This is a genomic window from Streptomyces sp. BBFR2 (assembly GCF_044497305.1).
In the GTDB taxonomy this organism is placed as follows: Bacteria; Actinomycetota; Actinomycetes; order Streptomycetales; family Streptomycetaceae; genus Streptomyces.
Window position 1 is genome coordinate 4,482,482 of sequence record NZ_CP172415.1, and the last position, 24,644, is coordinate 4,507,125.

The window sequence follows — 24,644 nt, forward strand, 5'->3', positions numbered from 1 at the left end:
GTGGCGCTGTCCATCGCCCACAAACAGAACGTCGTGACGGCCGTGGCGATCTGTGTGCCGCCGCCGTCCGCATCTGGCGCACCTTCCTTGCCGCCCGCCCCATCCAAGGAGTTGAAGCAGCCCATGACCCAAGCTGCCGCCGCCCGCTCCCCCCGTGACGGAGCCCCCGAGGCCGTCGCGTCGTTACGGCTGAGGATCGGCCAGGAGGACGCCCACTACGGGGGCGGCGTCGTCGACGGCGCCCGCATCCTGCGTCTCTTCGGCGACCTCGTCACGGAGATCACCGTCCGCACCGACGGCGACGAGGGGCTGCTGGCGCAGTACCACGACGTCCGGTTCGCCGCCCCCGTCCGGCCCGGCGACTACATCGAGGCGCGGGGCCGGCTCGTGCGCAGCACCCGGCTGCGCCGCGTCGTCGAGCTGGAGGCGCACAAGGTCATCGCCGGCTCCCCGGAGGACGGGCCCAGCCGCGCGTACGTGCTCGACGAGCCCCAGTTGGTGTGTGCGGCCACCGCCACCACCGTGATCCCGTATCCGCCCCGCCGCAAGGAGAAGTGATGCACGGCGTCCTGCACGACATCCTGGAGAGCGCCGCCGCCCGGCACCCGCACGCGCCCGCCCTCCGCTCGCAGCACGGCGCCCTGACCTACGCCGAGTTCGAGGCGGCGGTCGCCCGGACCGCCGTGCGGCTCCGGGCCGCGGGGCTCGGCCGCGGCGACCGCGTCGTCATCACCGCCGGTGACGCCCACGGCATCGGTATCGTCCTGGCCGCCTACGCGGCGTCCCGGCTGGGCGCGGTCTTCAGCGTCCTGCACGAGCAGGTCCGCGGCGAGCCGCTGCGGCACGTCCTGGCGGACTGCGAGCCCCGCGTCGTGGTCTGCGACGACGACAGTGTCCACAAGGACGCGGCCGACCACGGCGCCCGCTTCCTCCTTCTCGACGCGCTCACCGGCGACGACCCCGGCCAACCGGCGCACACCGCCCCGCGGCTGCAGGCGCCGGGCCCGCTGCCCGTCGACCCGGTCAGCCTGATCTACACCTCGGGCACCACGTCCTTGCCGAAGGCGGTGGTCAGCACCCATCAGCAGGTGCTGTTCGCCGCCACCGCGATCCAGCGGTGCCTGCGCTACCGCGCGGACGACGTGATCTTCTGCCCGCTGCCGCTCTCCTTCGACTACGGCCTCTACCAGGTCCATCTGGCCGCGCTCAGCGGCGCCTGCCTCTACCTCGGCACCAGCGCCGAGGCCGGGCCGCCGCTGCTGCGCCGGCTGGCGGAGACCGGGGCGACGGTGCTGCCCGCCGTCCCCACCGTGGCCGACCGGCTCGCCTGGCTGGTGCGCCGCAGCAGCGGCGGCGGGCCCGGCAAGCTCCGGCTGCTCACCAACACCGGCGCCGCCCTCGCCGAGTCCACCCTGGCCGAACTCCGCGAAGCCCTCCCCGACCTGCGTATCCAGGTCATGTACGGGCTGACCGAGTGCAAGCGGACCGCGATCATGCCGGTGGACGGGGACCTGGGCCGTCCCGGCTCCTGCGGGGTGCCGCTGCCCGGCACCGAGGTCTTCGTGATCGGTGACGACGGGGAGCGGCTGGCGCCCGGCGAGATCGGCCAGTTCGTGGTGCGCGGGCCGCATGTGATGGCCGGGTACTGGCGGCGTCCGGACCTCGACGCCGAGCGCTTCCCGCGCGTCGACGGCCTGTTCCCCGAACTCCGTACCGGGGATTACGGCTGGCTGGACGAGGACGGCTACCTCTACTTCTCGGGCCGCCGCGACGACCTCTACAAGGAACGCGGCTTCCGCATCTCCACCACCGAGGTCGAGGCGGCGGCGCGGAAGATACCGGGCGTGACGGCCGCCGCGGTCCTCGCGCCCACGGAGGACAGGCCCGCCGTCCTGGCCGTCACCGGCGAGCTGACCGGCGACGAGGTCCGGCGGCTCCTGCCGCAGCACATCGAACCGTTCAAGATCCCGCGCCGCTGCGTCCACCTCCCGCAGCTCCCGGTCAACGGCAACGGGAAGGTCGACCGCAAGCGGCTGGCGCTCCTGGTCGGGCCCCCGGCCGGGCACCCGACCACGGCCGGCTGACCGGCCGGCCCCTCCGCCCTCTTCGGAAAGGAACCGTCATGGACCGCAACGACGTGCGCCAGGCCCTGGAGTCCGCGCTCACCGACGTACTGGAGCGCCCGGTCACGGACCTGCACGGGCAGGTCAGACTCTTCGACGACCTCCACCTCGACTCGACCACGATGCTGGAGATGCTGATGGCCCTGGAGGACTCCATCGGCCTCACCGTGGACCCCGAGGAGCTGGAGGTGGAGGACTTCGTCTCCGTCGACACCTTCACCGATTTCGTGCTCGGCCAACTGGCCGGCGCCTGAGACCGCCGTCCGGCACCCCCGGCCGGACGGCGGTCCCTGCCGCCCCGGCCGTTCCCTCCCGGCCGTCAGGCCCCCGAGAAAGGAAACCGCGCCGTGATCATCCGTTCCTTCCAGGACGTCGAGAACACCGACCGCCACGTCAAGGGCCACCTCGGCACCTGGGAAAGCAAGCGCATCGTGCTGGCCCGGGAGGGCGTGGGCTTCTCCCTCCACGAGACGACCGTGTACGCCGGTACCGAGACGACGATGCACTATGCGAACCACATCGAGGCGGTCCTCTGCACCGAGGGGGAGACCGAACTCACCAATGAGGAGACCGGTGAGAAGCACCTGATCACTCCGGGGACGATGTACCTGCTCGACGGTCACGAGCGGCACACGCTCCGGCCCAGGGTCGACTCCAAGTTCGTCTGCGTCTTCAACCCGCCGGTGACCGGCCGTGAGGACCACGACGCCAACGGCGTCTACCCGCTGCTGACCGAGGAGTCCTCCGCGTGAGCAACGCCGTCCCCGGCGCGGTGGACGACACCGGCCCGAAGGCCAAGGACATCGCCTACCGGAACCCCGGGGCGGCGGACGGCCCCGTCGTCTGGCAGCTCGTCAAGGACACCCCGGGCCTGGATTCCAACAGCCCGTACTACTACACCCTGTGGTTCCGGGACTTCGCCGACACCTCGCTGCTGGCCACCGTGGACGGGACGACCGTCGGCTTCCTCACCGGCTACCGGCGGCCGGACGAGCCCGGCACCTATTTCGTCTGGCAGACCGCGGTCAGCCCCCGGCACGGCATTCCGTTCCTCGGTGTGAAGCTGTTCCAGGCGGCCGCGGACCGTGAGGTGGCCCGCGGTGCCCGGTACGTCGAGGCGACCGTCTCGGCCGACAACAGAGCGATCATCATGGTGCTCAAGCAGTTCGCCAAGAAGCACGCCGCCCCGGTGCACACCGAGGTCCTCTTCCCCGCCGCGCTCTTCCCCGACGGCAGCCACCACGACGAGGTCCTCTACCGCATCGGCCCGATCACCGGCGGTTGAGCGCCGGCGGTCGCTCACCGGCGCCTGAGCGCCCGCGGCGCCGTCCCGCCGCGTGCCCCGTCCCGTCTTCCCCCGGGGCGGGGCACGCGGCTTTCCCGGGCACCTCGCCGTACGGGCGCGGGCCCGCGCGGTCCGGGCGGTGATCGAGGTCACCGCCCGTGCGGCGGGCCGCGTTGCTAGCCTCGAAAGCACCCGACGAGACGCGCCGTACCGGGCAGGAAAAGACGACGCACCCCTGTTGAAGCGCTTTTCACGGAGGTGCCGTCATGGCATGGATCCTGCTCGCGGTCGCCGGTCTGCTGGAGGTCGGCTGGTCGATCGGGATGAAGTTCACCGACGGGTTCACGCGGCTGTGGCCGAGCGTGTTCACCGGCGCGGGGATCGTGGCGAGCATGCTGATGCTGTCGGTCGCGGCGCGTACGGTGCCGATCGGTACGGCGTACGGCGTGTGGGTCGGGATCGGCGCCGCCGGTGCGGCGGTGGTCGGGATGGTGGTGCTGGGGGAGCCGGTGACCGCCGCCCGGATCTTCTTCATCTGCCTGCTGCTGGTCGCGGTGGTGGGCCTCAAGGCGACCTCGGGCCACTGAGCCCGCGGGGCGGCGGTGCGCGCTCCGGGACCGTGGTTTCCGCGCGGTTGCCGGAGCGCGCCGCTGTCCGGGGCGGCGCCGCCGCGGCGACGGGGCGGTGTGTTCAGTCGGAGGCGAGCAGTTCGGCCAGCCGGAGGGTGTCGTCGAGGTAGCGCTCGTAGGGGAAACCGGCGGCGACGAGCGCGGTCCGCAGTTCCTCGCCGAGCGGCTCGCCGGCGGCGTGGAAGGCGTCCCGTCCGGCGTCGGTGAGGCGGACCAGCCGCCGTCGCGCGTGTCCGGGGTCGACGGTGATCCGCACCAGAGCGGCCGCTTCGAGCGGGCGCAGCGCCCGGCTGATCGCCGGGTCGGAGACCGAGAGCGCCTGGGCGAGCCGGTGCTGTGTCGCCGGTTCGATCTCCTCCAGCGTGCCCAGCAGCCGTACCTGACTGTAGGTCAGGGCGTCGGGGCCGTCGGTGCGCCGCCGGGCCGCCTCGCCCATCAGCATGACCACGCGGTGCAGTGCGTCTGCGAGTCCGTCATCCACGGCTCCCACTGTACCCGACTGTTGACGGGTTAATATTAACGAGTTAAGAATGAGGTCCATGAACCTCACGTTCTCCTACCTCGCCCAATCCGCCTTCCCGCTGGTCTGGATCCTGGTCCCGGCCGCCGGAGCCTTCCTGCGGGCCCGCCGTGCCACGTCACCCCGCCAGGCGCTGGAGATCTGGCAGCGCTGGTGGGCCATCGGCGCCTTCGGCTGCGGCAGCCTGTGGATGACGGTCGCGTTCCTGGCCTTCCCGGACGTCATGGCCACCGCGATCGGCTTCGACCGGACGCCCTTCCTGTTCGAGATCGCCTTCGCCAACCTCGGGCTCGCCGTCATGGGCTTCCGGGCCGCTTCGGCGTCCGCCCGCGAGCGCGTCACCATCGGGCTCGGCGGCGGTATGTTCCTCTGGGGAGCCCTGGCCGGCCACCTCTACCAGTGGTTCGCCGGCGGTGACCACGCCCCCGGCAACACCGGCGGCGTCCTCGTCACCGACCTCCTGCTCCCCGCGGTCATGATCGTTCTAGCCGTACGGTCCCGGCGCCTGGAGGCCGTGTCCGGCCCCGCCGCGCCCGCCGTCGCCTGAGCCGCGGGGAGACGTTCCGGACCGTGGAGAACGACACCCTTCACCGACCCGGCGGCGGGACCGGCGTCCGGGCCGCGCGCCGTCCGGCGGCCGCCCGGGACCGTCCGGCGCTCCCTCCTAGTAGCCGTCCCCCTCGTCCGTACCGCCCCCGCCGTCGTTCTCGCCGCCGCCGTCCTCGCCCGTGCCGCCGTCCTCGCCCTCCCCGGTGCCGCCGCTGCCGCCGGGGGGCGGCGGGCCCGCGGTGGGGGCTGCGGGGCCGGTGGGGCGCCGCGGGCCGCCGGAGGGCGGGGTGGAGCCGGGGGCGGGGGTGGTGGAGCCGGAGGGTTTCGGGGTGGTGCCGGAGGCGGACGGGCCGGGGGAGGCGGGGGTCTTGGTGCCGGGCTCGGGCTTCAGGTCGAAGGAGCGGACCGGCTTCCCGCGCAGCGCGGCGGCCGTGTAGTCGGCCCAGATCTGGGCGGGGAAGCCGCCGCCGTTGACCCGGGGCAGCCCGGCGGCGCCGTAGAGCGGTTGTTGGGCCGCGGTGTCGGGGTGCTGGCCGAGGACGGCGACGACGGTGGCGAGTTCGGGGGTGTACCCGGCGAACCACGCGGCCTTGTCGTCCTCGGCGGTGCCGGTCTTGCCGGCGGCGGGCCGCCCGGCGGCCTGGGCGGCGGTGGCGGTGCCGCCCTCGACGACGCTGCGGAGCACGGCGGTCGTGGTGTCGGCGGCGGCGCGGCTGACCGCGGTGGTCTCCGGCCGGTCGGGCAGCGGGAGCGGCTGTCCGTTCCGGGTGACCTTGGCGACGAGGGTGTACGGGCGGTGCCGTCCGTGGTGGGCGAGGGTGGCGTAGACCTGGGCCATGTCCAGGACGCTGGGGGTGGCGGTGCCCAGCGAGATGGCGCCCTGGGAGGTGGCCAGGCCCGGGGCGTCCTCGGGGATGCCGAGGGCGACGGCGGTGTCCTTGACCTTGGCGGGGCCGACGTCGATGCCCATCTGCGCGAAGACGGCGTTGACGGACTTGTCCATGGCGGCGGTGACGGTGATGTTCCCGTACGAGCGGTTGTCCTCGTTGGCGGGGGCGAAGCCGGTGGGGTGTCCGCGCTGGACGGTCATGCGCTTGTTGGTGCCGTCGTAGGGGGTGTTCGGGGTGATGCGGGCGCCGCTCTGGGTGCGAGAGCGGTTCTGTACGGCGGCGGCGAAGACCAGCGGCTTGAAGACGGAGCCGACCTGGTAGTCGCGGCGGGTGGCGCTGTTGACGTACTGCTGGGCGTAGTCGGTGCCGCCGTAGAGGGCGACGACGCGGCCGGTCGCCGGGTCGATGGAGGCGCCACCGGCGCGGACGGCGGCGTCGACCGGCCGTTTGTCGCTGAGCCGGTCGGTCAGTTTGGCGTCGACGGCGTGGTTCAGGGCTTCCTGGCTCTTCCGCTCCAGGGTGGTGGTGATGCGGTAGCCGCCGGAGCGCAGGGTGTCCTCGTCGACGAGGTGGTGGTCGGTGAGGTAGTCGGTGACGGCCTTGACGACGTAACCGCGCTGACCGCTCAGGCCGTTGGGCGTGGTGGTGGCGCGGGGGGCGGGGAAGGTCATGGCGTCCCGGTCGGCGGCGCTGAGCCAGTGCTCCTTGACCATGCCGTTGAGGACGTACTTCCAGCGGCCCAGGACGCGGGGGCGGTTCTCGGGGTGGGCGATGACGTCGTACGCGCTGGGGGCGTTGAGGAGGGCGGCGAGGTAGGCGCCCTGGCCGGTGGTGAGCTGGTCGACGTTCTTGCCGTAGTACGCCTGGGCGGCGGCCTGGATGCCGTAGGCGTTGCGGCCGAAGTAGCTGGTGTTGAGGTAGCCCTCCAGGATCGTGTCCTTGCTCTCCTCGCGGTCCAGCTTGATGGCGATGAAGAACTCCTTGGCCTTGCGGGTGAGGGTCTGTTCCTGGCCGAGGTAGTAGTTCTTGACGTACTGCTGGGTGATGGTCGAGCCGGACTGTTTGCCCTTGCCGGTGGCGGTGTTCCAGGCGGCGCGGACCATCGCGGCGGGGTCGACGGCGGATTCGGAGTAGAAGTCGCGGTCCTCGGCGGCGAGGACGGCGTGCCGGATGTTCTTCGGGATCTGGGCGAGGCGGACGCTCTCGCGGTTGATGTCGCCGTCGCGGGCCAGTTCGGAGCCGTCGGCGTAGAGGTAGACGTTGCTCTGGGCGCGGGCGGCGCTGTTGGCCTCGGGGATGTCGACGAGGAGATAGCCGGCGACCAGTCCGCCGCCGACGACCAGCACGATCAGCAGGGCGGCGCCGAGGACCATCCGCCAGGTGGGGAAGGCGCGGCGCCAGCCGGTGCGGCGCGGGCGCCGGGCGTCGCCCTTCTCCTTACCGGGGCGCGGCCCCCACGTCCGGGGGTCGCCGTTCTCCGGGCCGTGCGGCTCTTCGCTCATGTCTGGTGGGACTCCTCTGCCGCGCCGGGCGGGTGCCGCGGCGGACCGGCGCCGTACGGAATGCGGGAGATGGGCGGATTAGTGATTCATGTGCCGGTATGTACTGTCGCATCATCCGATCCGTTCCCCGGGGTACGGCACACACCGGTGACCGTTCGGCCCGCGGCCGGACGGCGGTGCCGGCTCCCTCCGGCGGGTGATTAATGCGGTGGTGCCCGTGGCGGACGTGCCGCTAGGGTCTGGGGTTTGCCGCCGGGCCTCCGCGCCCGGCACGTACGCCGCCGGGCCCCGGCGCCCGGCGCGCCCGCCTCCGGAAACCGCCCGGGGCGGCGCCCGTCGCCCGCCCCCGACTCCCCGTCCGCCTCCGCACCCCGCCCGGCCGCCGCGTCCGTACGCGCCCGCCCGGCACCGCCCGGTCCGGCGTTCACGGGCGGGCACCCCTGCGCCCGGTGTTCCGGGCACCCGCGCGCCCGGCCGACCGGGCGCCGTACCCCCGCGCCCCGGCGCCGGCCGCCCGCGCGCGGCCACGCCCGCGGCGCCGCACAGGAAAGGGAGAAACGGACCGATGCTGTACGCGGCCGTGGCGACCGGAAGTTTCCGGCGCTACGCCACCTACCGGACCGCCACCGCGTCCGGTGTCTTCACCAACACCGTCTTCGGCTTCATCATCGCCTACTCCTACACCGCCCTCTGGGACCAGCGGCCCCACCTCGGCGGCTACGACCTGCCGCAGGCCATGACCTTCGCCTGGACCGGTCAGGCGCTGCTCGCCGCCACCTCGCTGATGGGCGGCGGCGGTATCGACGAACTCCAGGACCGCATCCGCACCGGCGACATCGTGGTGGACCTGCACCGCCCCGCCGATCTCCAGTTGTGGTGGCTCGCCGCCGACCTCGGGCGGGCGGTGCTCCACCTCTTCGCCCGGGGCATCGTGCCGCTCGCCGTCGGTGCCTGCTTCTTCACCCTCGCGCTGCCCGACGAGCCGTGGACCTGGCTGCTGTTCCTGACCTCGGCGGTGCTGGCCGCCGTCGTCAGCTTCGGGCTGCGGTATCTCGCGGCCCTCACGGCGTTCTGGCTGCTGGACGGCGCCGGGCTGGCGATGATCGCGGGCCTGGCGGCGCTGTTCTTCTCCGGCATGGTGCTGCCGCTGCCGGTCTTCCCCGACGCCCTCGCGCACGCCGCGCAGGTGCTGCCCTGGTCGGCGCTGCTCCAGGTGCCCGCCGACATCCTCCTCGGCGCCCGCACCGGCGCGGACGCGCTGCACGGTCTGCTGTTCCAGGCCGCCTGGGCGCTGGCGCTGCTCGCGCTGGGCCGGCTCGTCCAGTCGTACGCGACCCGGAAGGTGGTGGTGAACGGTGGCTGACCAGGTACGGGCGGCCCGCGCGGCGGATGCCGGGGGCCGGGCGGAGGTGGTGGCCCAGGGGCTGCGCGCCTACCGGCTGCTGGTGTGGATGTGGATCCGCTCGACGCTCGCCTACCGCGCGTCGTTCGCGATGATGACGGTCGGCAACTTCGCCGCGACCGCGCTGGACTTCGTCGCGCTGCTGCTGATGTTCTCCCGCATCGACGCCCTCGGTGGCTTCTCGCTGGCCGAGGTGGCGCTGCTCTACGGGCTGGCGGGCACCGCGATGAACCTCGCGGACCTGCTGATGGGCAACATGGACCGGCTCGGCAGGCGGATCCGCGACGGCACACTGGACACGCTGCTGCTGCGTCCGGTGCCGGTCCTCGCGCAGTTGGCGGCCGACCGGTTCGCGCTGCGGCGGCTGGGCGGGATCTTCCAGGCGCTGCTGGTGCTTTGCTGGGCGCTCGCCCATGTCGAGGTGGAGTGGACGCCGGGCCGGGTGCTGATGGTGCCGGTGACGGTCCTGACCGGCGCCGCGATCTTCGGGGCGGTCTACATCGCGGGCGCCGCCTTCCAGTTCTGGGCGCAGGACGCCGCGCAGGTGCAGAACTCCTTCACCTACGGCGGCCGGACGATGCTCCAGTACCCGCCGGCGGTCTTCGGCCAGGACCTGGTGCGCGGGGTGATCTTCATCGTCCCGCTGGCCTTCGTGAACTGGATGCCCGCCCTCTGGCTGCTGGGCCGCCCCGAACCGCTGGGCCTGCCGCGGTGGGTGGCCTTCCTGGGCCCGGCGGTCGCCGCGCTGCTCTGCACGGCCGCGGGTCTGCTCTGGCGCCGCGCCCTGTCCGCGTACCGCAGCACGGGTAGCTGACATGAACCAACAGGCTTATGAGGAAAGGGAGTTGTGGTGACAGAGGCGCTGATCGAGGTCGCCGGGGTGGAGAAGGTCTTCTCCGTCCGGCGGAAGGCGGGGCGGCTGCGCCGGGTCCGCGAGGAGGTGCGGGCCGTCGCCGGGCTGGACTTCACCGTCGCCCGCGGCGAGATGGTCGGCTACATCGGCCCGAACGGCGCCGGGAAGTCCACCACGATCAAGATGCTGACGGGCATTCTGATGCCCAGCGCCGGGCGGCTGCGCGTCGCCGGTATCGACCCGTTCGCCCGCTCCGGTGCGGGCGGCGCCGCCGGTGGCCGCCTGCGGCTGGCCCGCCGGATCGGCGTCGTCTTCGGCCAGCGCACCACCCTGTGGTGGGACCTGCCGCTGAAGGACTCCTACGAACTGGTCCGCCGGATGTACCGCGTCCCGGACGCCACCTACCGCGCCAACCTCGAACGCTGTGTGGAACTGCTCGACCTCGCGCCGCTGCTGGACGTCCCCGTACGGCAGCTCTCGCTGGGCCAGCGGATGCGCGGTGACATCGCGGCGGCGCTGCTCCACGATCCGGAGGTGCTCTACCTCGACGAGCCGACGATCGGCCTCGACGTCGTCAGCAAGGCGAAGGTCCGTTCCTTCCTGAGCGACGTCAACGCCGAGCGCGGCACCACCGTCCTGCTGACCACCCACGACCTCACCGACATCGAGCAACTGTGCCGCCGGGTGATGGTCATCGATCACGGCGCTCTCGTCTACGACGGCCACCTGACGGGACTGCGGGAGGCGGGGGAGGGTGAACGCACCCTCGTCGTCGACCTGGACCGCGAACTCCCGCCGATCGACGGTGTCCCAGGTGCCCGCACCGTCAAGGTCGCCGGTCCCCGTCAGTGGCTCGCCTTCCCCGCCTCGGCGAGCGCCGCGCCGCTGGTCGCGGCCATCGCCGAGCGGTATCCGCTGGTGGACCTGTCGATCCGGGAGCCGGACATCGAGGACGTCATCGCGCGGCTGTACGCGGGCGGGGCGCCGGGGGTGGAGGGCCTAACGGTCGCATGAGCCGGGGCCCGCGCACCGCACGGCGCGGTCCGAGCCGTGGGCGCTCTCCCAGGGCAGCGGTGCCGGGCCGAAGGCGAGCGCGAGGACCGACGCCACCACGAAGGAGGTGATGACAGGGCGCCATCCCCGGAGTGTGAATCTCTTCCTCACGCGTTTCTCCCTACGGTGGAAAATTCCGGTCAGTTCACCCGCATCCGCAGGCGCGATACGCGGGGAGAGGTGCGGAACAGAAAGCTGACGGCGCCGCACACCAGCCAGCAGGCGGCGACGAGCCAGGACGTGGTGTTCGTCGCGGGCAGGGTGGGCCAGGACCACAGCACGCTGGGGAAGGTCCCGCTCGTACTGCCGATGAAAAAGGCGGGGAACGCGATGACGAGCGGGGCGACCCAGAATTTTTCGTATCCGATGAGCGTCGCCGCGATGAGTGACACCCCGAGGAATCCGAGGTAGTTCCGCAGTCCGGTCTGTGCCAGATCTCCGGCACCCCAGGAGAAGGAGACGTACTGCACGAGCGCGGCGATGACGGTGGCGGAGAGGAGATGCCATCGCTGGAGGCGGGCTTCCTCGCGGGGTGCCGCGTCCTCGAATGCGCTCAGGTCCGAACGGCAGGAGAGGGCGACCGCCGCGCCGGTGAGGAGCGGCAGCAGTTCGATCAGCGTGGTCTGTTTCCCGGAATCCTCGGTGAAGGACGGAAGGACCAGCGGGAAGGCGCCCCATATGCCGCCGAGTACGGCGCTGAGGGCGAGTGCCGTGACCGGTCCGCCCAGCCTTTTGGCGCGTAGCCGCAGGATGAGATAACTCCGGTCGCGGGAGAGGGGACCGAGCGCCGTCCGCACCCTGTTCACGCTTTCCCGCACGGGGCGGAAATGGTCTTCACCCAGCGTGCCGCCTGCGCCTTCTGGTCGGCTTCCGGCTGCTTGAGGACCTTCTCCACCTGCTTGGTCGGGTCGAATCCGGTGTACACGTAATGGTCCCGGAGGGATCCGCCCCGGACTTTCGCCTCCACCCACGCACTGGTCAGGGCGGATGCCGCGACCCGCTTTTCGAGCTGGCGTTCCGTCTCGTCCGCGCAGTCCCGGAAGGGCGGCAGCGCCTCGTCGATCAGACCGCTCCATACGGCGGTGCCGCCGTACCCGACCTCGATGCCCGTGCCTTCGCCGCGAATGCCCTTCTCGGCGTAGGTGACACCCTGCGGGGCGATTTCGCGGGTGACGGCTTCCACCTTCTCGATTCTCGGCCTCATGGCCGGGAGGTAGGTGGCGTGGTCCGCCCAGAAGCAGATCCGGGAGGTGCCGGATGCGGTGCAGGTGACGTTGGAGCCGTCGGGAATCCGCGCCTGGGTGAGCGGCATGCCGCCGCCCACGAGTACGCCGACGACGAGAATCACGGCGGAGGCGGCGAACGCCGTGCGGGGCAAGCCGTTCCCGGTGTTTCCGGTGTGCTCGGCGCCGTTCCCGGATTTCCGGGAACCGCTCCCGGCGTCCCGCGAACCGCTTTCGGTATTCCGTCCGGGCAGCCCCGGAACCAGCGTGCGGACGGCGGACGCGCAGCAGGCGACGGTGAATCCCGCCACCGCGAGCAGTGCCTTCAGCGCGAGGGCGGAGAGGCTGACTTCCTGGTCGACGACGGCGACGGAGGGAATCCAGAAGCCGAGTGCGGAGTACTGCGGCAGGAGGGAGATCAGCAGGTAGCAGAACACCGCGGCGGCCAGTGCCGTGAAACGGGTGGGAATCAGCCGTCCCGCGGTGTAGGCGACGCCCACCACGGCGATCAGGCTCAGCGCGCTCGCCGCCCACATGGACAGGGAGGGGCTGCCCGGAGGGTGGGATATCGCGGTGTCCACCAGCGGGACGAGAGCGGAGACGGCGTACAGCCCGACGGTCCCGGCGAGCAGCGCGGTGATACGCGTCAGATCGAGGTGCCACGCGGGTCGGGCGTGCGCGGTGAAGACGTCGTCCCGCTCGGACGTGGACGCGGTGTAGCCGCGGTGAGCCGCGGCCATCGCACCGGCGACGAGGAAGACGACCACCGGCTGGGTCACGGCGGAACTCGTCTCGGGCCACAGACCGCGCCAGGAATCCAGCAGGAAGTAGAGAATTCCCCAGTAGACGGCGGCTATCGCGGGGGACCAGCGCAGCAGCGGGCTGCGGCGGATTTCTGTTCTCACAAAGCCCACGGTCAGTTCTTTCCTTCGATCACAGACGTGTACCCGCGTTCGAACTCCGTGTCGCCCGCGGTTCCGGGCTCCGCGCGGTCCTCAAGCTCGCCGACCGTTCCCCGGAAGAGGAGTTCGCCCTGGTGCTGTACGCCGATTCCGGTGCAGGTGAGGGAGGCGTCCTCCGCGAGGTGGGTGCTGAGGACGACGCTCGATGTGCGGCTCAGGTCGCGGACCAGGTTCCGGAAGTCCGACCGTTGGCGCGGGTCGAGCCCGGTGGTGGGTTCGTCGAAGATGATGAGCGCCGGTTCGCCGACGATCGCCTGGGCGATGCCGGCGCGGCGCAGCATGCCGCCCGACAGTTTCCGCAGGGGCGTCTTCGCCTTTTCCGTCAGACCGGTCCGCTCCAGCGCCTGTGCGGTGGCTTCGGGTATCCGCTTCGACGGCAGCTCGCGCAGCCAGGCGCAGTAGGAGACGAACTCGAACACGCTGAAATTTTCGGGGTAGTCGAACGACTGCGGCAGGAAGCCGATGTCGCGCCGGGAGGCGCGCAGTTCCTTACGGCCGTGCAGCGGTGTTCCCCGGAATGTGACGGTGCCCTTTTTCGGGGTTATCCGGGTGGCCATGGTGCGCAGCAGCGTGGTTTTTCCCGCGCCGTTGGGGCCCAGGAGGCCGAATGCACCGATTCCCAGGGAAAGGCTGATCCGGTTCACGGCGATGCGTGAGCCGTAGCTTTGGGTGACGTTTTCCAATTCCAGAATGTTCAAGGCGTTCCTCGTGAAATGCCTCAGGGCGGCCTTATGGCCGCCCCAAGGGTGTTCAGCGCTGGTCGTCGGTGGTCAGCGCGTTTCCACGGTGATGCCGCGGATGCTGAAGCGGCACTCGGGGGCGCCGCGGCGGGTGGTGCCGCCGGACTGGGCGTACCAGCCGTTGCGGAGGTCGGCCTGCGCGACGCAGTCCGACTCGATGCGCCAGGTGGCCTTGCCGGTGCACTCGGCCCAGCCGCCGGTGTTACCGACGCTCTTCTTGCAGCTGAAGCCGGAGCTCTTCGCGAGGGAGATGCCGGGGGCGGTGTCGCTGGCGCTGGCCTGGCCCGCGGAGAGGGCGACGACCGCGAGCGCCCCGGTGGCGGCGGTCAGCATGCCCTTGACGATTTTGCTGTTCAATGCGGTTTTCTTTTCTCTCGGTCCGGCGAATTACTGCTGGATGTAGACGGCGCGGATCTTGAAGGTGCAGCCGACGTACATGCGGTGCTTGCCGCCGCTCTGCACCATCCAGTCGGAATAGTCATCGGGCTCGGTCACGCAGTCGGCCCGTGCCCGCCACTTGCCCTTGCCGGTGCACTCGCCCCACCCGCCGGTCTTTCCTGCGCTGGTCTTGCAGGAAAGTCCTGCGGCCGCCTGTGCGGTCGGTGCCGCCTGCGCGGTACCGGGGATCGCGAGGGCGACGACGGCCGCCGCGCTGATACCCAGCGCGGTCTTGGTGGCCATATTCCTGAACCTCATGCGGTCTTCTTCCTGTGGTCTCCGGTGCGTGCGCGAAAAGGCGCACAGCGAAGAGGCCACCCCCCGCTATCTCTGGGGCGGCCTTCCGCCGAGGATCTTATGCCGCATGATCCAGAAGTGATCTCGCGGACCGGAGTGCCTGAATGCGCTATTCGCCACCCGACGCAAGTGGAGGACTTGTAAAGGCCGTTAGCGCTTTCGGGAAAGGACCGCTGTTTCAACTCGCACTGTCCGCCTACGGCTTGAGGGGACGTAATTGCTGACGGACCGCGCCATCACCGCGTTAGGTTCAAATCGCCCCATAGTGCGGTAAGTTGCGGCGCCGCGCCGGAGCTGTCCCGTGCCGTCGGGCGCTGTCGTGAGGGGTGGTGCGGAGGGCGCCGAGAAGCATGCGGGGTTGTGAAATCGTTACCGTATGAGACGGTTACCGGCAGTTCGGGCAGTTGATCGCGCGGAGCCATTCATCGACCGGTTCGCCCGCTCCGGCGCCGCATTTCGGGCGGGGGTCGTCGGTGCCGGTGAGTTCGTGGACGCGGAGGACGTCCTCGCCCACGGTGCCGGCGCGCGGCGCGGCGGGGGAGCCGTCCCTCTGTGCGGAGTGATCGTCCATGGCTACCTCCAGGGGTCTTCGGCGAGGACGTACAGCGGGTGGGTGAGTCCGCCGATGCGGTGCCGGAACGGTTCCGGCGGCGGCTGACCGCCGTCGCCCGGCGTCTGACCTGGCCAGATGCTCAGGGTGTGGACGCGCTCGGCGTCCGGGAGGGTGACGAAGAGGGCGTGCCCGCGCTTGATGTGCTCGCGCGCCGCGCGCTCCTCCGCCGCGTCCTGCGCCCACGCCCGTACCTGCCGGACGCGATCCGGTACGCCGACGGCTACCGGTCCCCGCGTCGCCCACGCCCACGCCCGTGGCGACCGTGCCGGAGCGGGCGCGACCCGTTCCGCGAGGTGGAGCGCCTGCCCGCGCAGCCACCGCACGGCGAGGACGGGCGAGACGGTCCACAGCGCGCCGACCGTGTGCGTGGCGTCGGCGTCCGAGTGCGCCTGCCGCCGCTGGAGGCGGACTTCGGCGAGATAGCCGCTCACAGGATCTCTCCTCGGCTGCGCGCGTTGACCAGCGTGATCCCGGCGATCAGTCGCTCGGCGCGGGACGGGCGCCGGAGGTGGGCCGCGTCGACCACCCACTCCTCGCCGCCGGTCAGCGACCGCAGCGACCACGCCCCGCACAACTCGCTCTTGGCGAAGGCGAGGCAGCGGCGTTCGGCGTCGGCTACGAGTTCGCCGCGCTGCGGGCGGTAGGGAGTCTGATCGCGTTTTCCGGACCTGCGTTCGACGGACACGATAGTGCCTCTCCGTAGTCATTCCGCTACCAGGGAGGTTCAGGCTGGCCTACGTTGGGAGGACCGTTCAACGTGTGTCACGGGGAGGAAAAGTTGGTGATCACGCCTTGAATCGCAAGGAGTTGGACCCGGACAAGTCGCCGGAAGCCGCGTTCGGAGCGCGTTTGCGCACGTTACGAGAGGAACGCGGCTGGACACAGGAGGAGTTGGCCGAGCGGATGGGCTACTCCGGCACTCATATCTCGGCCGTGGAAACTGGCCGCAAACGCCCAACTCTTCCACTCGCCCGAAGGGCGGACGTAGCACTGGGCACGGGAGAAGAATTCGAACGCGCGTGGCGCAAACTCCAGAACTCCGGCCTGCTGGAGGGCTTCCCGCAGTTCATCGCCCACGAGGCACAGGCGGCGGAGATCCGCCTGTACGAGGTCGGAGTGATACCGGGACTCCTACAGACGCCGGAGTACGCGACGGCGCTGGCGGAGAGCGGAGTGAAGCGCGGAGAGATCACGGAGGAGCAGGCGCCGGAGCGGGTCGAACTCGTCGCGGAACGGCAGGCGGCCCTCCTCCGAACGCCTCCGCCGCTGGTCTTCGTGGTGCTGGACGAGGGCTGCGTACGGCGACCTGTGGGCGGGACGAAGGTCATGAACGCCCAGTTGGACCGGGTGCTCGAATTCGCCGAGCTGTCCCACACCGTGGTTCAGGTGGCTCCGTTCGACATGGGGACGCGTCGCCCGTTCAACCTGCCGGTCACCGTGCTGACGCAGCCAGACCGCTCGCTCATGGCCTATGCCGAGTCTGCTCAACAGGGGTATCTTGAACGGGATATCACGTTCGTGCTGCCCCTGCTGACGGCCTACCATCAGCTACAGGCCGAAGCACCGTCCCAGGCGGAATCCATGGCCATGATCAAGCAGTTGCGAAAGGGCTCCCCGTGACGACCGAATCTCCCCGCTGGTTCAAGTCCTCGTACAGCGACCATGGCGGCCAGTGCATCGAAATTGCCGCCAACTTCGCCGCATCGCGCGGCATCGTCCCCGTCCGTGACTCGAAGGACCCGCAGGGCCCGGCGCTGAGCGTGCCTGCCACCGCCTTCGCGTCCTTCGTCGCGGGCGTCAAGGCGGACGAGTTCCGCGCCTGAGCCAGGCCGACGTACGGCGAAAAGCCCCGCCCGTCCTCCCGACCGGAGGCCCGGCGGGGCTTTCGTACGCCCTCTCGCGGACGCCGCCGCCGCGCTTCTACTCTCGGAGCGATCCATGAGCGTGCCGACAAGGCTGCGAAAGGGAGTGCCGTGATGACCGAGCCCCTGCATTGGTTCAAGTCCTCGTACAGCGACAACGGTGGCGCTTGCGTCGAGGTGGCCGCCGAGCGCTGGTTCAAGTCCTCGTACAGCAACAACGGCGGCCAGTGCATCGAGATCTCCGCCGACCGCTGGTTCAAATCCACCCACAGCAGCAACGGCGGCGCCTGTGTCGAGGTGACCGCCGTCCTCGTCGCCTCACACGGCGTCGTCCCCGTCCGCGACTCCAAGAACCCGGACGGCCCGCGCCTGAGCGTCCCCGCCACCGCCTTCGCGTCCTTCGTCGAAGGCGTCAAGGCGGACGCGTTCCGCGCCTGAGTCAGGCTGATGAACACCAGGCCACCCGGCGGCTGACCATGCCCCGGGTGGCCTGCCCCTGTGCGCCCCTTTTGCCTGCCGCCGGTGCTTCCTAGCATTCAGCGGCACGAACCAGTCGACTCGTGGAGGAAGACGCCATGCGCGCTCCCCGTATCGCAGTGATCCGTCACAACGGCGGCAAACACGCCGGTCCGCCGGATGACCAGCCTTGGCCGGTGCCGGACGAGGAGCCGAGCCCGGACGGTAGCCGTCCCCAGGAAGTGGCCCCGTGACCGCACCCCCGTCACCCGCCCACCCGGGGCAGGCCGCGCTCGCCGGGGAACTGGCCGAGCGCGGCCTGCTCTCGCCGGAGTGGCGCGAGGTATGGGAGCGGACGCCACGGCACCGCTTCGTACCGGACCCGGCGTGGAAGCAACTGCGGCGCGGTTGCGAGGCGGTGACCGGCCAGGAGCGGATGGAGCTGATCTACAGCGATCAGCCCGTGGTCACCCAGTTGGACGACGGGGAACTGGGCGGGCCCGGCGTCGCCACCTCCTCCAACAGCATGCCGTCGATGGTCGCCCGGCAGCTCAGCGCCCTGGACGTCCGGCCCGGCCACCGTGTTCTGGAGATCGGCACGGCCACCGGCTACGTGGCCGCCCTGCTGTGCCGACGGGTGGGCGAGGACCACGTCTTCACCGTGGAGATCGATGCCGCGCTCGCCGCCCAGGCGCGGGCCCGTCTCGACGCCGAGGGGCTGCATCCCACGCTGCGGGTCGCGGACGGCGGGGCGGGCCTCGCCGAGCACGCTCCGTACGACCGGATTCTGTCCACCTGCGCGTTGCGCGAGGTGCCCCGCGCCCTGGCCGGTCAACTCGCGCCGGATGGCGTGCTGGTGACACCGACGACCGACGTCTTCTACGGCGGCGCCACGGTACGCCTCGGCCGTCAGGACGACGGGCAGCTCTCCGGCCGGTTCTTCCACGGCGCCTCCTACATGCCCATGCGCTCCCACCGGTTGGCGAAGCCGGGGTCACCGGACACGACCACGGCGCGGCGCCGGAAGACCGACGTGGCCCCGGAGCGCCTCCACCCGCTGGGCTTCGCCCTGTACGGCAGCGCCCGGCTGCCCGGCGTACGGATGACACACGGCTTCCACCAGGACGTCCGGACCGTATGGCTCCAGGCCGAGGACGGTTCGGCGGCCGTGGCCGGTGGCGGAACGGTGACGGTGTACGGCCCGCGGGACCTGTGGGCGGAGGCCGAAGAGGCCGAGGCGGAGTACGCGGCCCGGGGCCGTCCGGACACCTCGTCCTTCGGCCTGACGGTTACCCCACACGGCCAGTACCTGTGGCTCCACGACCCGGCCGAAGCGATCCTCGCGATGCTGCCGCGTGAGGCCGCCGGTCCGTGACGCCGGGGTGACGCCGGCGTGCGGGGCTGGGGCCTGCCGCCCCAGCCCCGCCACCGCCTTCGCCTCCTTCGTCGAAGGCGTCAAGACGGACGCCTTCCGGGGCTGAGCCGGACCGAGGTGCGGCGGCGGTCCCGGGGCGGACCGCCGCCGTGACGCATTCCCGTTGCCCGCCGGAACCGAACCGGACAACGTAGTCCCGCACCCCGGGAGTCCGCCCGACGCGGCATCGCCCCAGGCCAGGGCGGCTCTTCCGGAACGCCCGCCGGATGCGCGGCCGGGCGGACGCCCCCGCCGCACCCGCGTACCGCGTGATCCATCCGCCCTGGCCACCGCCCCGACACGCGGCACGGAACGCGCGGCGCGCGGAAGGGGCCGGATCCCGACGGGCCGCGAACCGCGCGGGCCGCCCCGCCGTCTCCTCAGGCCGACGAACAACGGGGAGGGACTTGCTCCATGAGGAGAGACAACCGTCCGCGGAGCCGGGGGGCCACGCGGACCATCACGGCACGACGGCGGTGGATCACCGCCGTGGTCACCGCCCTGAGCGCACTCGCGGCCCTGCTGACCGTGCCACCGGTCGCGACGCCCGCGTACGCCCAGGACGACAACCGACCGTCGGAGTTCGGCACGTACAACATGCAGGGCTCCAACCGTGGCGCCCGGTGGACCGAGGAAGTCGCGCCGAGGGCCGGGCGGGGCGTACTGCTGGCACTGCAGGAGGTCGGCCCCGGGCCGCCCCGCCCGGCGCCCGGGACGGCGAACAACTACCAGCGGATCCAGATCGCCCGCACCCCGAACAACCTGCCCAACCACTACTCGATCACCCGCTGGCAGGTCGGCCAGGGAATCCGCTACGTGTACTACCTGCAGACCGACCCCCAACGGAGCCGGATCCTGCGCCGGGACAGGTGGCGGGGCGGCCGGGTGAACCTGGCGATCGTCACCGACACCCCGGCCGACGAGGTCCGCGTACTGGAGAACCCGCTCTACCGCCGGACCGGCCGGGGCAACGCCTACCGGTACCGTCCGCTGTTCGGCGTGCGGTACGGGAACACCTGGTACTGGGACATCCACGCCCGCAACAACGACGTCCCGCGTCTGATCCAGCGGGTCCGCGCCTTCGCCGCCCGGCACCCGGAGGCACCCAACTGGGCCCTGATCGGCGACTACAACAGGGACATCCACAACCTCGACGCGGAAGAGGCCCGCACAAGGCTGACCATGGAGGACGGGGAGCGGCTGCTGCGCACCACCTACCCGACCCACATCTCCGGTGACAGACGGACCGAGCTGGACTTCGCGATCACGCGCGGCCTGCCGGACAATCTGCAGGCGACCATCCCGAACGGCGGCGGAGCCGACCACGTGCCGCTCCGGTTCGCGCGGGCGGGAGCCCCCGATCTGCCGCTCATGCCGACCCGCCTCCGCACCATCCAGGTGCGAGGCCAACACCACCAGGGGATCCGGCGCACCCGGTTCGGCGCCTACCAGATGGGCCGGGCCGCGCACCGCTTCCTCTTCCGCAACACCCGTGGCGGCGCCCACCGGCTGGCCTTCCTCGGTGGCGGCAGCGGAGGCGCCCGCACCGCGCGCGGCGACGAGGACATCTGCCCCGCCATCAGACTGGACGCCAAGCCGGACCGGCCCGGTGTCATCGAGGACGGGCCGTGCGGCAACACACGGGCGCAATGGACGCTCACCGACGTCGGCACCGGCGTCGACATGGAGCTGAAGGAGAGCAACGGGGGAGCACAGCGCTGGCGGAACGTCGCCCTCCCCACTCTCTGCCTGGCCCGGCTCGGCCCCCATGTGATCGCCGAGCCGTGCGCCGAGAAGGACACCGACCAGTACTGGTGGGACGACGCCGTCGCGCTGTCCGGGGACTGGCCGGACGCCGCCAAGGACATCCGCCTGGAATCCGCCCGGTACGGCCTGCGTGCGGCCCGCGGCAGCCACGAGTCCGAAAGCCCGGTCACGCCCGCGCCCAAGCCGCGCCACGGAAAGTCGGACACCTCCCGGGCGAGCTGGAACATCGAGCAGGTCAGTCCGGACGACAACCTCGTGCGGTTCACGGACCCGTTCAACGGCAGCCTGTGCCTCGGGGCGGACGAGACGCTCGACGGGCCCTACAAGTTCGCCGCGGTGCGGGGGTGTGACAGCGGAAGCGACGCCGACGGTGCCCGCCAGCGCTGGCTGGGCGAGCGGTACGAGGACGGCACCATCCGCTACCGCAACGAAGCGAACAACCTGTGCCTGACGGCCCACACGGACCAAGACCGCCCCCTCAAGCTCCTGCCGTGCAACGACACCGAGGAGCAGAGCTGGAAGATCACGGATCCGGACACCAAGCCGGGGCTGAAGAAGCGGGACCTGCGCGTGATGCCCCTGGGCGACTCGATCACCTTCGGCAAACAGAGCTCCGACGGCAACGGCTACCGCGACGAGCTGTACGACGTCCTTGAGCAGGAGACCGGCGAGGGGCAGAACCGCGTCGACTTCGTCGGCAACGTGCACAACGGCACCATGGCCGACCGGGACAACGAAGGGCACCCGGGCAAGCGCATCGACCAGATCGCGAAGTACGCCGCATGCTCGGTGCCCCGCTACCAGCCGAACGTGATCACGCTGCACGCCGGGACCAACGACTTCAACCAGGAACACGACCTGGCGACGGCACATCTGCGGATGAAGGACCTGATCGAGAGGGTGCTGAACGAATCACCGAAGGCGGTGGTCGTCGTCGCGAAGGTCATCCCGACCGGAAAGCCCGGCCTCCAGCCCTACATCGACGCGTTCAACGCCAAACTGCCCGGCGTCGTCTCCGAACTCCGCGCCGCCGGCAAGCATGTGGTGCTGACCGACACCAGCGACGTCAAGGTCAGCGACGGCCTGGAACACGACGCCCACCCCAACGACAACGGCTACGCGAAAATCGGCTACGACTTCAACCGCGGAATCCTGGACGCCGCGGCCAAGGGCTGGATCGAAAAGCCCGCCCCGCAGAAGCCCGACGCCGGATGCGACCCCGACAAGAGCAAGGCGGGCCCCGGCTGGCGTGCACTGGGCGCCATCGCCCCCGGCATGTCCTACCCCGCCGGCAGCACCGACCTCGCCGACTTCGACGGGGACGGACGCGACGACTACGTACGGATCGGCGGCGACCGCAAGGTGCGCATCGCCCTCAACCGCAAGGGCAAGCCCGGCAAACCGCGCTGGGAAGAGGTGAACCCCGGCACCCGCCTCACCGGTGGCCGGGACAACTGGGTCATCCGCATCGCCGACATCGACGGGAACGGACGCGCCGACTTCCTCCTCGTACCGCCCCGCAGCAGCAGCGAGGACCCCATGCACGTCTTTTTGAACAGGGGGCTGAAGAACGGAAAATTCAGTTGGGACGGCACCCACGTCCTGGACAACCCGGCAGGGTTCGGCGTCCGGCAGGAGGCCATCCGCTTCGCCGACGTCACCGGCGACGGCCGCGACGACTTCCTCCAGGTAGGCAAGAACGGCTCCATACACGCCTACTACAACCGCCCCACGCACCCCAACGGCCGATGGTCCTGGGAGAAACACCGCTACTGGGCACCCGGCGTCTTCTACGGCTCCCGCGACATGCTGCGGCTGGCGGACGTCAGCGGCGACGGCAAGGCCGACTACCTCATGGTCGGCAAACACGGAGCCGTGCACGCCTACCTCAACAACGGCGACAAGACCCCCCACCGCTTCACCGAACACCGCTACTTCGTCAACGAGACCGACTACCCCGGCGACAAGGTGGCGTTCCGCGACATCAGCGGCGACGGCAAGGCCGACTACACCGTCGTCTACGGCGGCGGCTCCGTCCGCGCCTGGCTCAATCTGGGCGGCAATACGTAGGGCGCGCGAGGCCGCGCGCCCCGTCGTGAAAGGGAGTTGAGCGGGCCGTACCCACCGATCGGCGGGTACGGCCCGGCTTCTGTGTGGCCCACCGCCTTCGCGTCCTTCGCCGCGAGCACCAAGGCGGGCACATTCCGGGCCTGGGCCGGGCCGATGAACATCAAGCCACCCGGCGGCTGTCCGTGCCCCGGGCGGCCCGATCCGGCGGGGGCCGCACAATTGCCGTGCCGTTCTCGCGCCGCCGTGCTGGGATCGGATGCCATGACCTCCCCGCACCTCCCGCAGCACCCCCGTACCCCTGACTCGCCCCTCTCCCCGCCCGCTCCCCGTCCCGAAGACGCCGACGTGCTGGCGCGGATGGAACGGAACGTGGCCGAGCACGCCTGCCACCTGCACCGGAGCCTGGCCGGCGCGTCCGTCACCGAGACCGACGAGCTGGTCATCGCCGACAGCGGACTGGCCGACGACACCTTCAACATCGTCGCCGCCGCCCGCTTCACCCCCGAGGACGCCCCGGCCCGCATCGCCGGGCGCCGGAGCCGAGCCCTTCAGGAACCGAGGGAAAGCTCCCGCAGCTCCTCCGAGGGCAGGAAGCCGGAGCGCCGGTAGAGCGGGTCGCTGCGCTCGGACGGCCAGACGATCAAGGTCTCGAAACCGGCGGTGCGGCAGTGCCGCTTCAGCGCCTCCAGGAGGGCCGCGCCGGTTCCCCTGTTCCGTCGCGGCGGGGTGACGTAGAAGTTCGTGACGTATCCGATCGGCGCGTTGTCCTCGTAGGGCTCCGGCATCCGCTCCACCGGGCAGAGGAAGACATGGCCGCACAACTCCCCGCCGCGCTCCGCGACCCAGGCCAGCCAGCGGCCGTCGCCGAGCCGCTCACGGATCCACCGCTCGGCCTCCTCCGGCGGCCGGTCCGGCTCCGGCGGCCGCCCCGCGTGATCCTCCTGCTTGAACCTCCACCGCAGTGCGGCCAAGGAGCGGGCATCGGAGGGGCGGGCCGGGCGCACGGTGAAGTCGGAGGTCATGGGGTGAGTTTCGCGGCCGTACGGGCGTGAGGCGAGGGGATTTCGGCCTGGGAGGCTTGTACGCCGGGCGCGCGGTCGCCGTTCGCCGGGGGACGGGCGACCGTCCACAGGGCGCGGCCGCCGCCCGGCCGCGCTGATACCCTGCGCTCTTCGCCGGTCACCCGGACGGAGTCCCCGGCAGGCCGCACATGTCTCCTCTCTCCCCTCACCCGCAGCGCCATCAGCAGGACCTCATGACCGCGCTCGACGCGCTGGACCGCGCGTTCGCCCGCGAAGAGCCCTTCCCCGTCGGCGGCTGCACCTACTGCTACGGCGAGCGCGACCTCGCCGAACTCGCCGGGCCCCTGCACCTGATCTCCGACGACATGGTCTCCTCCGTCGCCCAGGAAGTGCCCAGCCACTGGGACGACTTCCCCCGCCTCTACCGCCGGCTGACCCCGCGCATCATCCGTCCCGTCGTCACCGGCGAGTTCCACGTCGACGAGGACCTCATCGCCACCCGCCTGCGGGAGGCGTCCTGGACCACCTGGGACAAACCCCTGGCCGACGCCCTCCACGACGTCTGGACGGCCTGGTGGCGAGCCACGTTGCACACCCACCCCAGCCCCGTCCGCATCAGGGAAACCCTCAGCCTCATCACCGTGGCCACCCACACCCTGCGCCCCTGGCTGGACATCTGGACCACCACCCGCACCCCCACCGCCGACGCCCACCTCGCCGACCTCATCGACGACGTGCTGTTCGAGTACGAACTCACCGACCTGCACCTGGGCTTCTACAACGAGTACCACGCGACCCCGGAACTCCTGGACTGGCTCCTCACCGACGCCCGCGGACGGGTCGAGGACACTCGTCTGGATCATCCCTATCTCCGGGAGCTGCACGGGGAGTTGAGTGGGGGGTCTGGGTCAGCGGGAGGTTGTTGAAGTGGGGGCGTTGCCTCAACGGGCAGGTCTTGGCTGGACGGGCGGGCC

The 24,644-nt window shown here is 71.1% G+C and carries 28 protein-coding genes, 1 pseudogene and 1 riboswitch; of the genes and pseudogenes, 17 read left to right on the forward strand and 12 right to left on the reverse strand.

Features of this window, described 5'->3' with window-relative positions; translation table 11 throughout:
- Nucleotides 1-123 precede the first annotated feature (123 nt).
- From ACGH2B_RS18175 to ACGH2B_RS18200, 6 genes are all read left to right on the forward strand, one after another.
- Complete coding sequence (locus ACGH2B_RS18175; protein WP_399097104.1) at nt 124-558, forward strand: hotdog fold domain-containing protein; 435 nt, start codon at nt 124-126, stop codon at nt 556-558.
- The gene (locus ACGH2B_RS18180; protein WP_399090432.1) at nt 558-2,084 is read left to right on the forward strand and encodes a class I adenylate-forming enzyme family protein; all 1,527 of its coding nucleotides are present in this window, start codon (nt 558-560) and stop codon (nt 2,082-2,084) included. Before ACGH2B_RS18175 ends, ACGH2B_RS18180 begins: the two co-directional genes overlap by 1 nt.
- A 38-nt stretch (nt 2,085-2,122) precedes the next feature.
- Nucleotides 2,123-2,377, forward strand: a complete 255-nt coding sequence (locus ACGH2B_RS18185; protein ID WP_399090435.1) for an acyl carrier protein — start codon at nt 2,123-2,125, stop codon at nt 2,375-2,377.
- Between the two features lie 93 nt (nt 2,378-2,470).
- The gene (locus ACGH2B_RS18190) at nt 2,471-2,875 is read left to right on the forward strand and encodes an ectoine synthase (protein WP_399090438.1); all 405 of its coding nucleotides are present in this window, start codon (nt 2,471-2,473) and stop codon (nt 2,873-2,875) included.
- A complete protein-coding gene (gene ectA, locus ACGH2B_RS18195; RefSeq protein WP_399090441.1) occupies nt 2,872-3,408 on the forward strand; it encodes a diaminobutyrate acetyltransferase in 537 nt (178 codons plus the stop codon). The genes ACGH2B_RS18190 and ectA overlap by 4 nt, the downstream gene beginning before the upstream one ends.
- A gap of 170 nt (nt 3,409-3,578) precedes the next feature.
- Nucleotides 3,579-3,642, forward strand: a riboswitch (guanidine-III (ykkC-III) riboswitch).
- Between the two features lie 32 nt (nt 3,643-3,674).
- Nucleotides 3,675-3,995 carry a multidrug efflux SMR transporter gene (locus ACGH2B_RS18200; RefSeq protein WP_345084734.1) on the forward strand — a complete coding sequence of 107 codons (321 nt, stop codon included), beginning with the start codon at nt 3,675-3,677 and terminating at the stop codon, nt 3,993-3,995.
- Between the two features lie 103 nt (nt 3,996-4,098).
- Here ACGH2B_RS18200 and ACGH2B_RS18205 read toward each other — a convergent pair whose 3' ends face one another.
- Complete coding sequence (locus tag ACGH2B_RS18205) at nt 4,099-4,518, reverse strand: MarR family winged helix-turn-helix transcriptional regulator (protein WP_399090445.1); 420 nt, start codon at nt 4,516-4,518, stop codon at nt 4,099-4,101.
- Nucleotides 4,519-4,576: 58 nt separating this feature from the next.
- Here ACGH2B_RS18205 and ACGH2B_RS18210 point away from each other — a divergent pair, with 58 nt between their 5' ends.
- Entirely contained in the window at nt 4,577-5,104 is a 528-nt protein-coding gene (locus ACGH2B_RS18210) for a DUF6790 family protein (RefSeq protein WP_399090448.1), read from the forward strand.
- A 117-nt stretch (nt 5,105-5,221) separates the two neighbouring features.
- On the opposite strand, the gene ACGH2B_RS18215 is transcribed toward ACGH2B_RS18210, so the two are convergent.
- Entirely contained in the window at nt 5,222-7,498 is a 2,277-nt protein-coding gene (locus ACGH2B_RS18215; protein ID WP_399090451.1) for a transglycosylase domain-containing protein, read from the reverse strand.
- A gap of 565 nt (nt 7,499-8,063) precedes the next feature.
- On the opposite strand from ACGH2B_RS18215, the gene ACGH2B_RS18220 reads away from it, so the two are divergent.
- Genes ACGH2B_RS18220 through ACGH2B_RS18230 form a run of 3 tightly spaced genes read left to right on the forward strand, consistent with a single transcriptional unit; the run spans nt 8,064 to nt 10,767 of the window.
- The gene (locus ACGH2B_RS18220) at nt 8,064-8,861 is read left to right on the forward strand and encodes an ABC transporter permease (RefSeq protein ID WP_399090454.1); all 798 of its coding nucleotides are present in this window, start codon (nt 8,064-8,066) and stop codon (nt 8,859-8,861) included.
- Nucleotides 8,854-9,714: an ABC transporter permease gene (locus ACGH2B_RS18225; RefSeq protein WP_399090457.1), complete on the forward strand. Its 861-nt coding sequence runs from the start codon at nt 8,854-8,856 to the stop codon at nt 9,712-9,714. The genes ACGH2B_RS18220 and ACGH2B_RS18225 overlap by 8 nt, the downstream gene beginning before the upstream one ends.
- A gap of 36 nt (nt 9,715-9,750) precedes the next feature.
- Nucleotides 9,751-10,767: an ATP-binding cassette domain-containing protein gene (locus ACGH2B_RS18230; RefSeq protein ID WP_399090460.1), complete on the forward strand. Its 1,017-nt coding sequence runs from the start codon at nt 9,751-9,753 to the stop codon at nt 10,765-10,767.
- Here the strand turns inward: ACGH2B_RS18230 and ACGH2B_RS18235 are convergent.
- The 9 genes from ACGH2B_RS18235 to ACGH2B_RS18275 form a co-directional block, all read right to left on the reverse strand.
- Nucleotides 10,753-10,917, reverse strand: a complete 165-nt coding sequence (locus ACGH2B_RS18235; RefSeq protein ID WP_399090463.1) for a hypothetical protein — start codon at nt 10,915-10,917, stop codon at nt 10,753-10,755. The genes ACGH2B_RS18230 and ACGH2B_RS18235 overlap by 15 nt on opposite strands.
- Before the next feature lie 29 nt (nt 10,918-10,946).
- The gene (locus ACGH2B_RS18240) at nt 10,947-11,624 is read right to left on the reverse strand and encodes a hypothetical protein (RefSeq protein WP_399090466.1); all 678 of its coding nucleotides are present in this window, start codon (nt 11,622-11,624) and stop codon (nt 10,947-10,949) included.
- A complete protein-coding gene (locus ACGH2B_RS18245; RefSeq protein WP_399090469.1) occupies nt 11,609-12,934 on the reverse strand; it encodes a hypothetical protein in 1,326 nt (441 codons plus the stop codon). The genes ACGH2B_RS18240 and ACGH2B_RS18245 overlap by 16 nt, the downstream gene beginning before the upstream one ends.
- 11 nt (nt 12,935-12,945) lie before the next feature.
- Entirely contained in the window at nt 12,946-13,689 is a 744-nt protein-coding gene (locus tag ACGH2B_RS18250; protein ID WP_399090472.1) for an ATP-binding cassette domain-containing protein, read from the reverse strand.
- A 72-nt stretch (nt 13,690-13,761) separates the two neighbouring features.
- On the reverse strand, nt 13,762-14,088 hold the full coding sequence (locus tag ACGH2B_RS18255) for a hypothetical protein (protein ID WP_399090475.1): 327 nt from the start codon (nt 14,086-14,088) through the stop codon (nt 13,762-13,764).
- A 30-nt stretch (nt 14,089-14,118) separates the two neighbouring features.
- Nucleotides 14,119-14,427 carry a hypothetical protein gene (locus tag ACGH2B_RS18260; protein ID WP_399090478.1) on the reverse strand — a complete coding sequence of 103 codons (309 nt, stop codon included), beginning with the start codon at nt 14,425-14,427 and terminating at the stop codon, nt 14,119-14,121.
- Nucleotides 14,428-14,851: 424 nt separating this feature from the next.
- The gene (locus tag ACGH2B_RS18265; protein ID WP_399090481.1) at nt 14,852-15,037 is read right to left on the reverse strand and encodes a hypothetical protein; all 186 of its coding nucleotides are present in this window, start codon (nt 15,035-15,037) and stop codon (nt 14,852-14,854) included.
- A 2-nt stretch (nt 15,038-15,039) separates the two neighbouring features.
- Entirely contained in the window at nt 15,040-15,510 is a 471-nt protein-coding gene (locus tag ACGH2B_RS18270; protein ID WP_399090484.1) for a hypothetical protein, read from the reverse strand.
- Nucleotides 15,507-15,764, reverse strand: coding sequence for a hypothetical protein (locus tag ACGH2B_RS18275; protein WP_399090487.1), 258 nt, complete (start codon nt 15,762-15,764; stop codon nt 15,507-15,509). Before ACGH2B_RS18275 ends, ACGH2B_RS18270 begins: the two co-directional genes overlap by 4 nt.
- 107 nt (nt 15,765-15,871) lie before the next feature.
- Between ACGH2B_RS18275 and ACGH2B_RS18280 the strand changes: the two genes are divergently transcribed.
- The 6 genes and pseudogenes from ACGH2B_RS18280 to ACGH2B_RS18305 form a co-directional block, all read left to right on the forward strand.
- Complete coding sequence (locus ACGH2B_RS18280) at nt 15,872-16,699, forward strand: helix-turn-helix domain-containing protein (protein WP_399090490.1); 828 nt, start codon at nt 15,872-15,874, stop codon at nt 16,697-16,699.
- A complete protein-coding gene (locus tag ACGH2B_RS18285) occupies nt 16,696-16,902 on the forward strand; it encodes a DUF397 domain-containing protein (RefSeq protein WP_399090492.1) in 207 nt (68 codons plus the stop codon). The genes ACGH2B_RS18280 and ACGH2B_RS18285 overlap by 4 nt, the downstream gene beginning before the upstream one ends.
- Nucleotides 16,903-17,055: 153 nt before the next feature.
- Entirely contained in the window at nt 17,056-17,379 is a 324-nt protein-coding gene (locus ACGH2B_RS18290; RefSeq protein WP_399090495.1) for a DUF397 domain-containing protein, read from the forward strand.
- Between the two features lie 268 nt (nt 17,380-17,647).
- On the forward strand, nt 17,648-18,772 hold the full coding sequence (locus ACGH2B_RS18295) for a methyltransferase domain-containing protein (protein WP_399090498.1): 1,125 nt from the start codon (nt 17,648-17,650) through the stop codon (nt 18,770-18,772).
- 528 nt (nt 18,773-19,300) lie between these two features.
- Nucleotides 19,301-22,648, forward strand: a complete 3,348-nt coding sequence (locus ACGH2B_RS18300; protein ID WP_399090501.1) for an FG-GAP-like repeat-containing protein — start codon at nt 19,301-19,303, stop codon at nt 22,646-22,648.
- A gap of 357 nt (nt 22,649-23,005) precedes the next feature.
- A pseudogene (locus ACGH2B_RS18305) lies at nt 23,006-23,176 on the forward strand (GNAT family N-acetyltransferase); the annotation flags it as partial.
- A gap of 20 nt (nt 23,177-23,196) precedes the next feature.
- Here the strand turns inward: ACGH2B_RS18305 and ACGH2B_RS18310 are convergent.
- A complete protein-coding gene (locus ACGH2B_RS18310) occupies nt 23,197-23,670 on the reverse strand; it encodes a GNAT family N-acetyltransferase (RefSeq protein WP_399090504.1) in 474 nt (157 codons plus the stop codon).
- Between the two features lie 233 nt (nt 23,671-23,903).
- On the opposite strand from ACGH2B_RS18310, the gene ACGH2B_RS18315 reads away from it, so the two are divergent.
- Nucleotides 23,904-24,596 carry a hypothetical protein gene (locus tag ACGH2B_RS18315; protein ID WP_399090507.1) on the forward strand — a complete coding sequence of 231 codons (693 nt, stop codon included), beginning with the start codon at nt 23,904-23,906 and terminating at the stop codon, nt 24,594-24,596.
- Nucleotides 24,597-24,644: the final 48 nt, after the last annotated feature.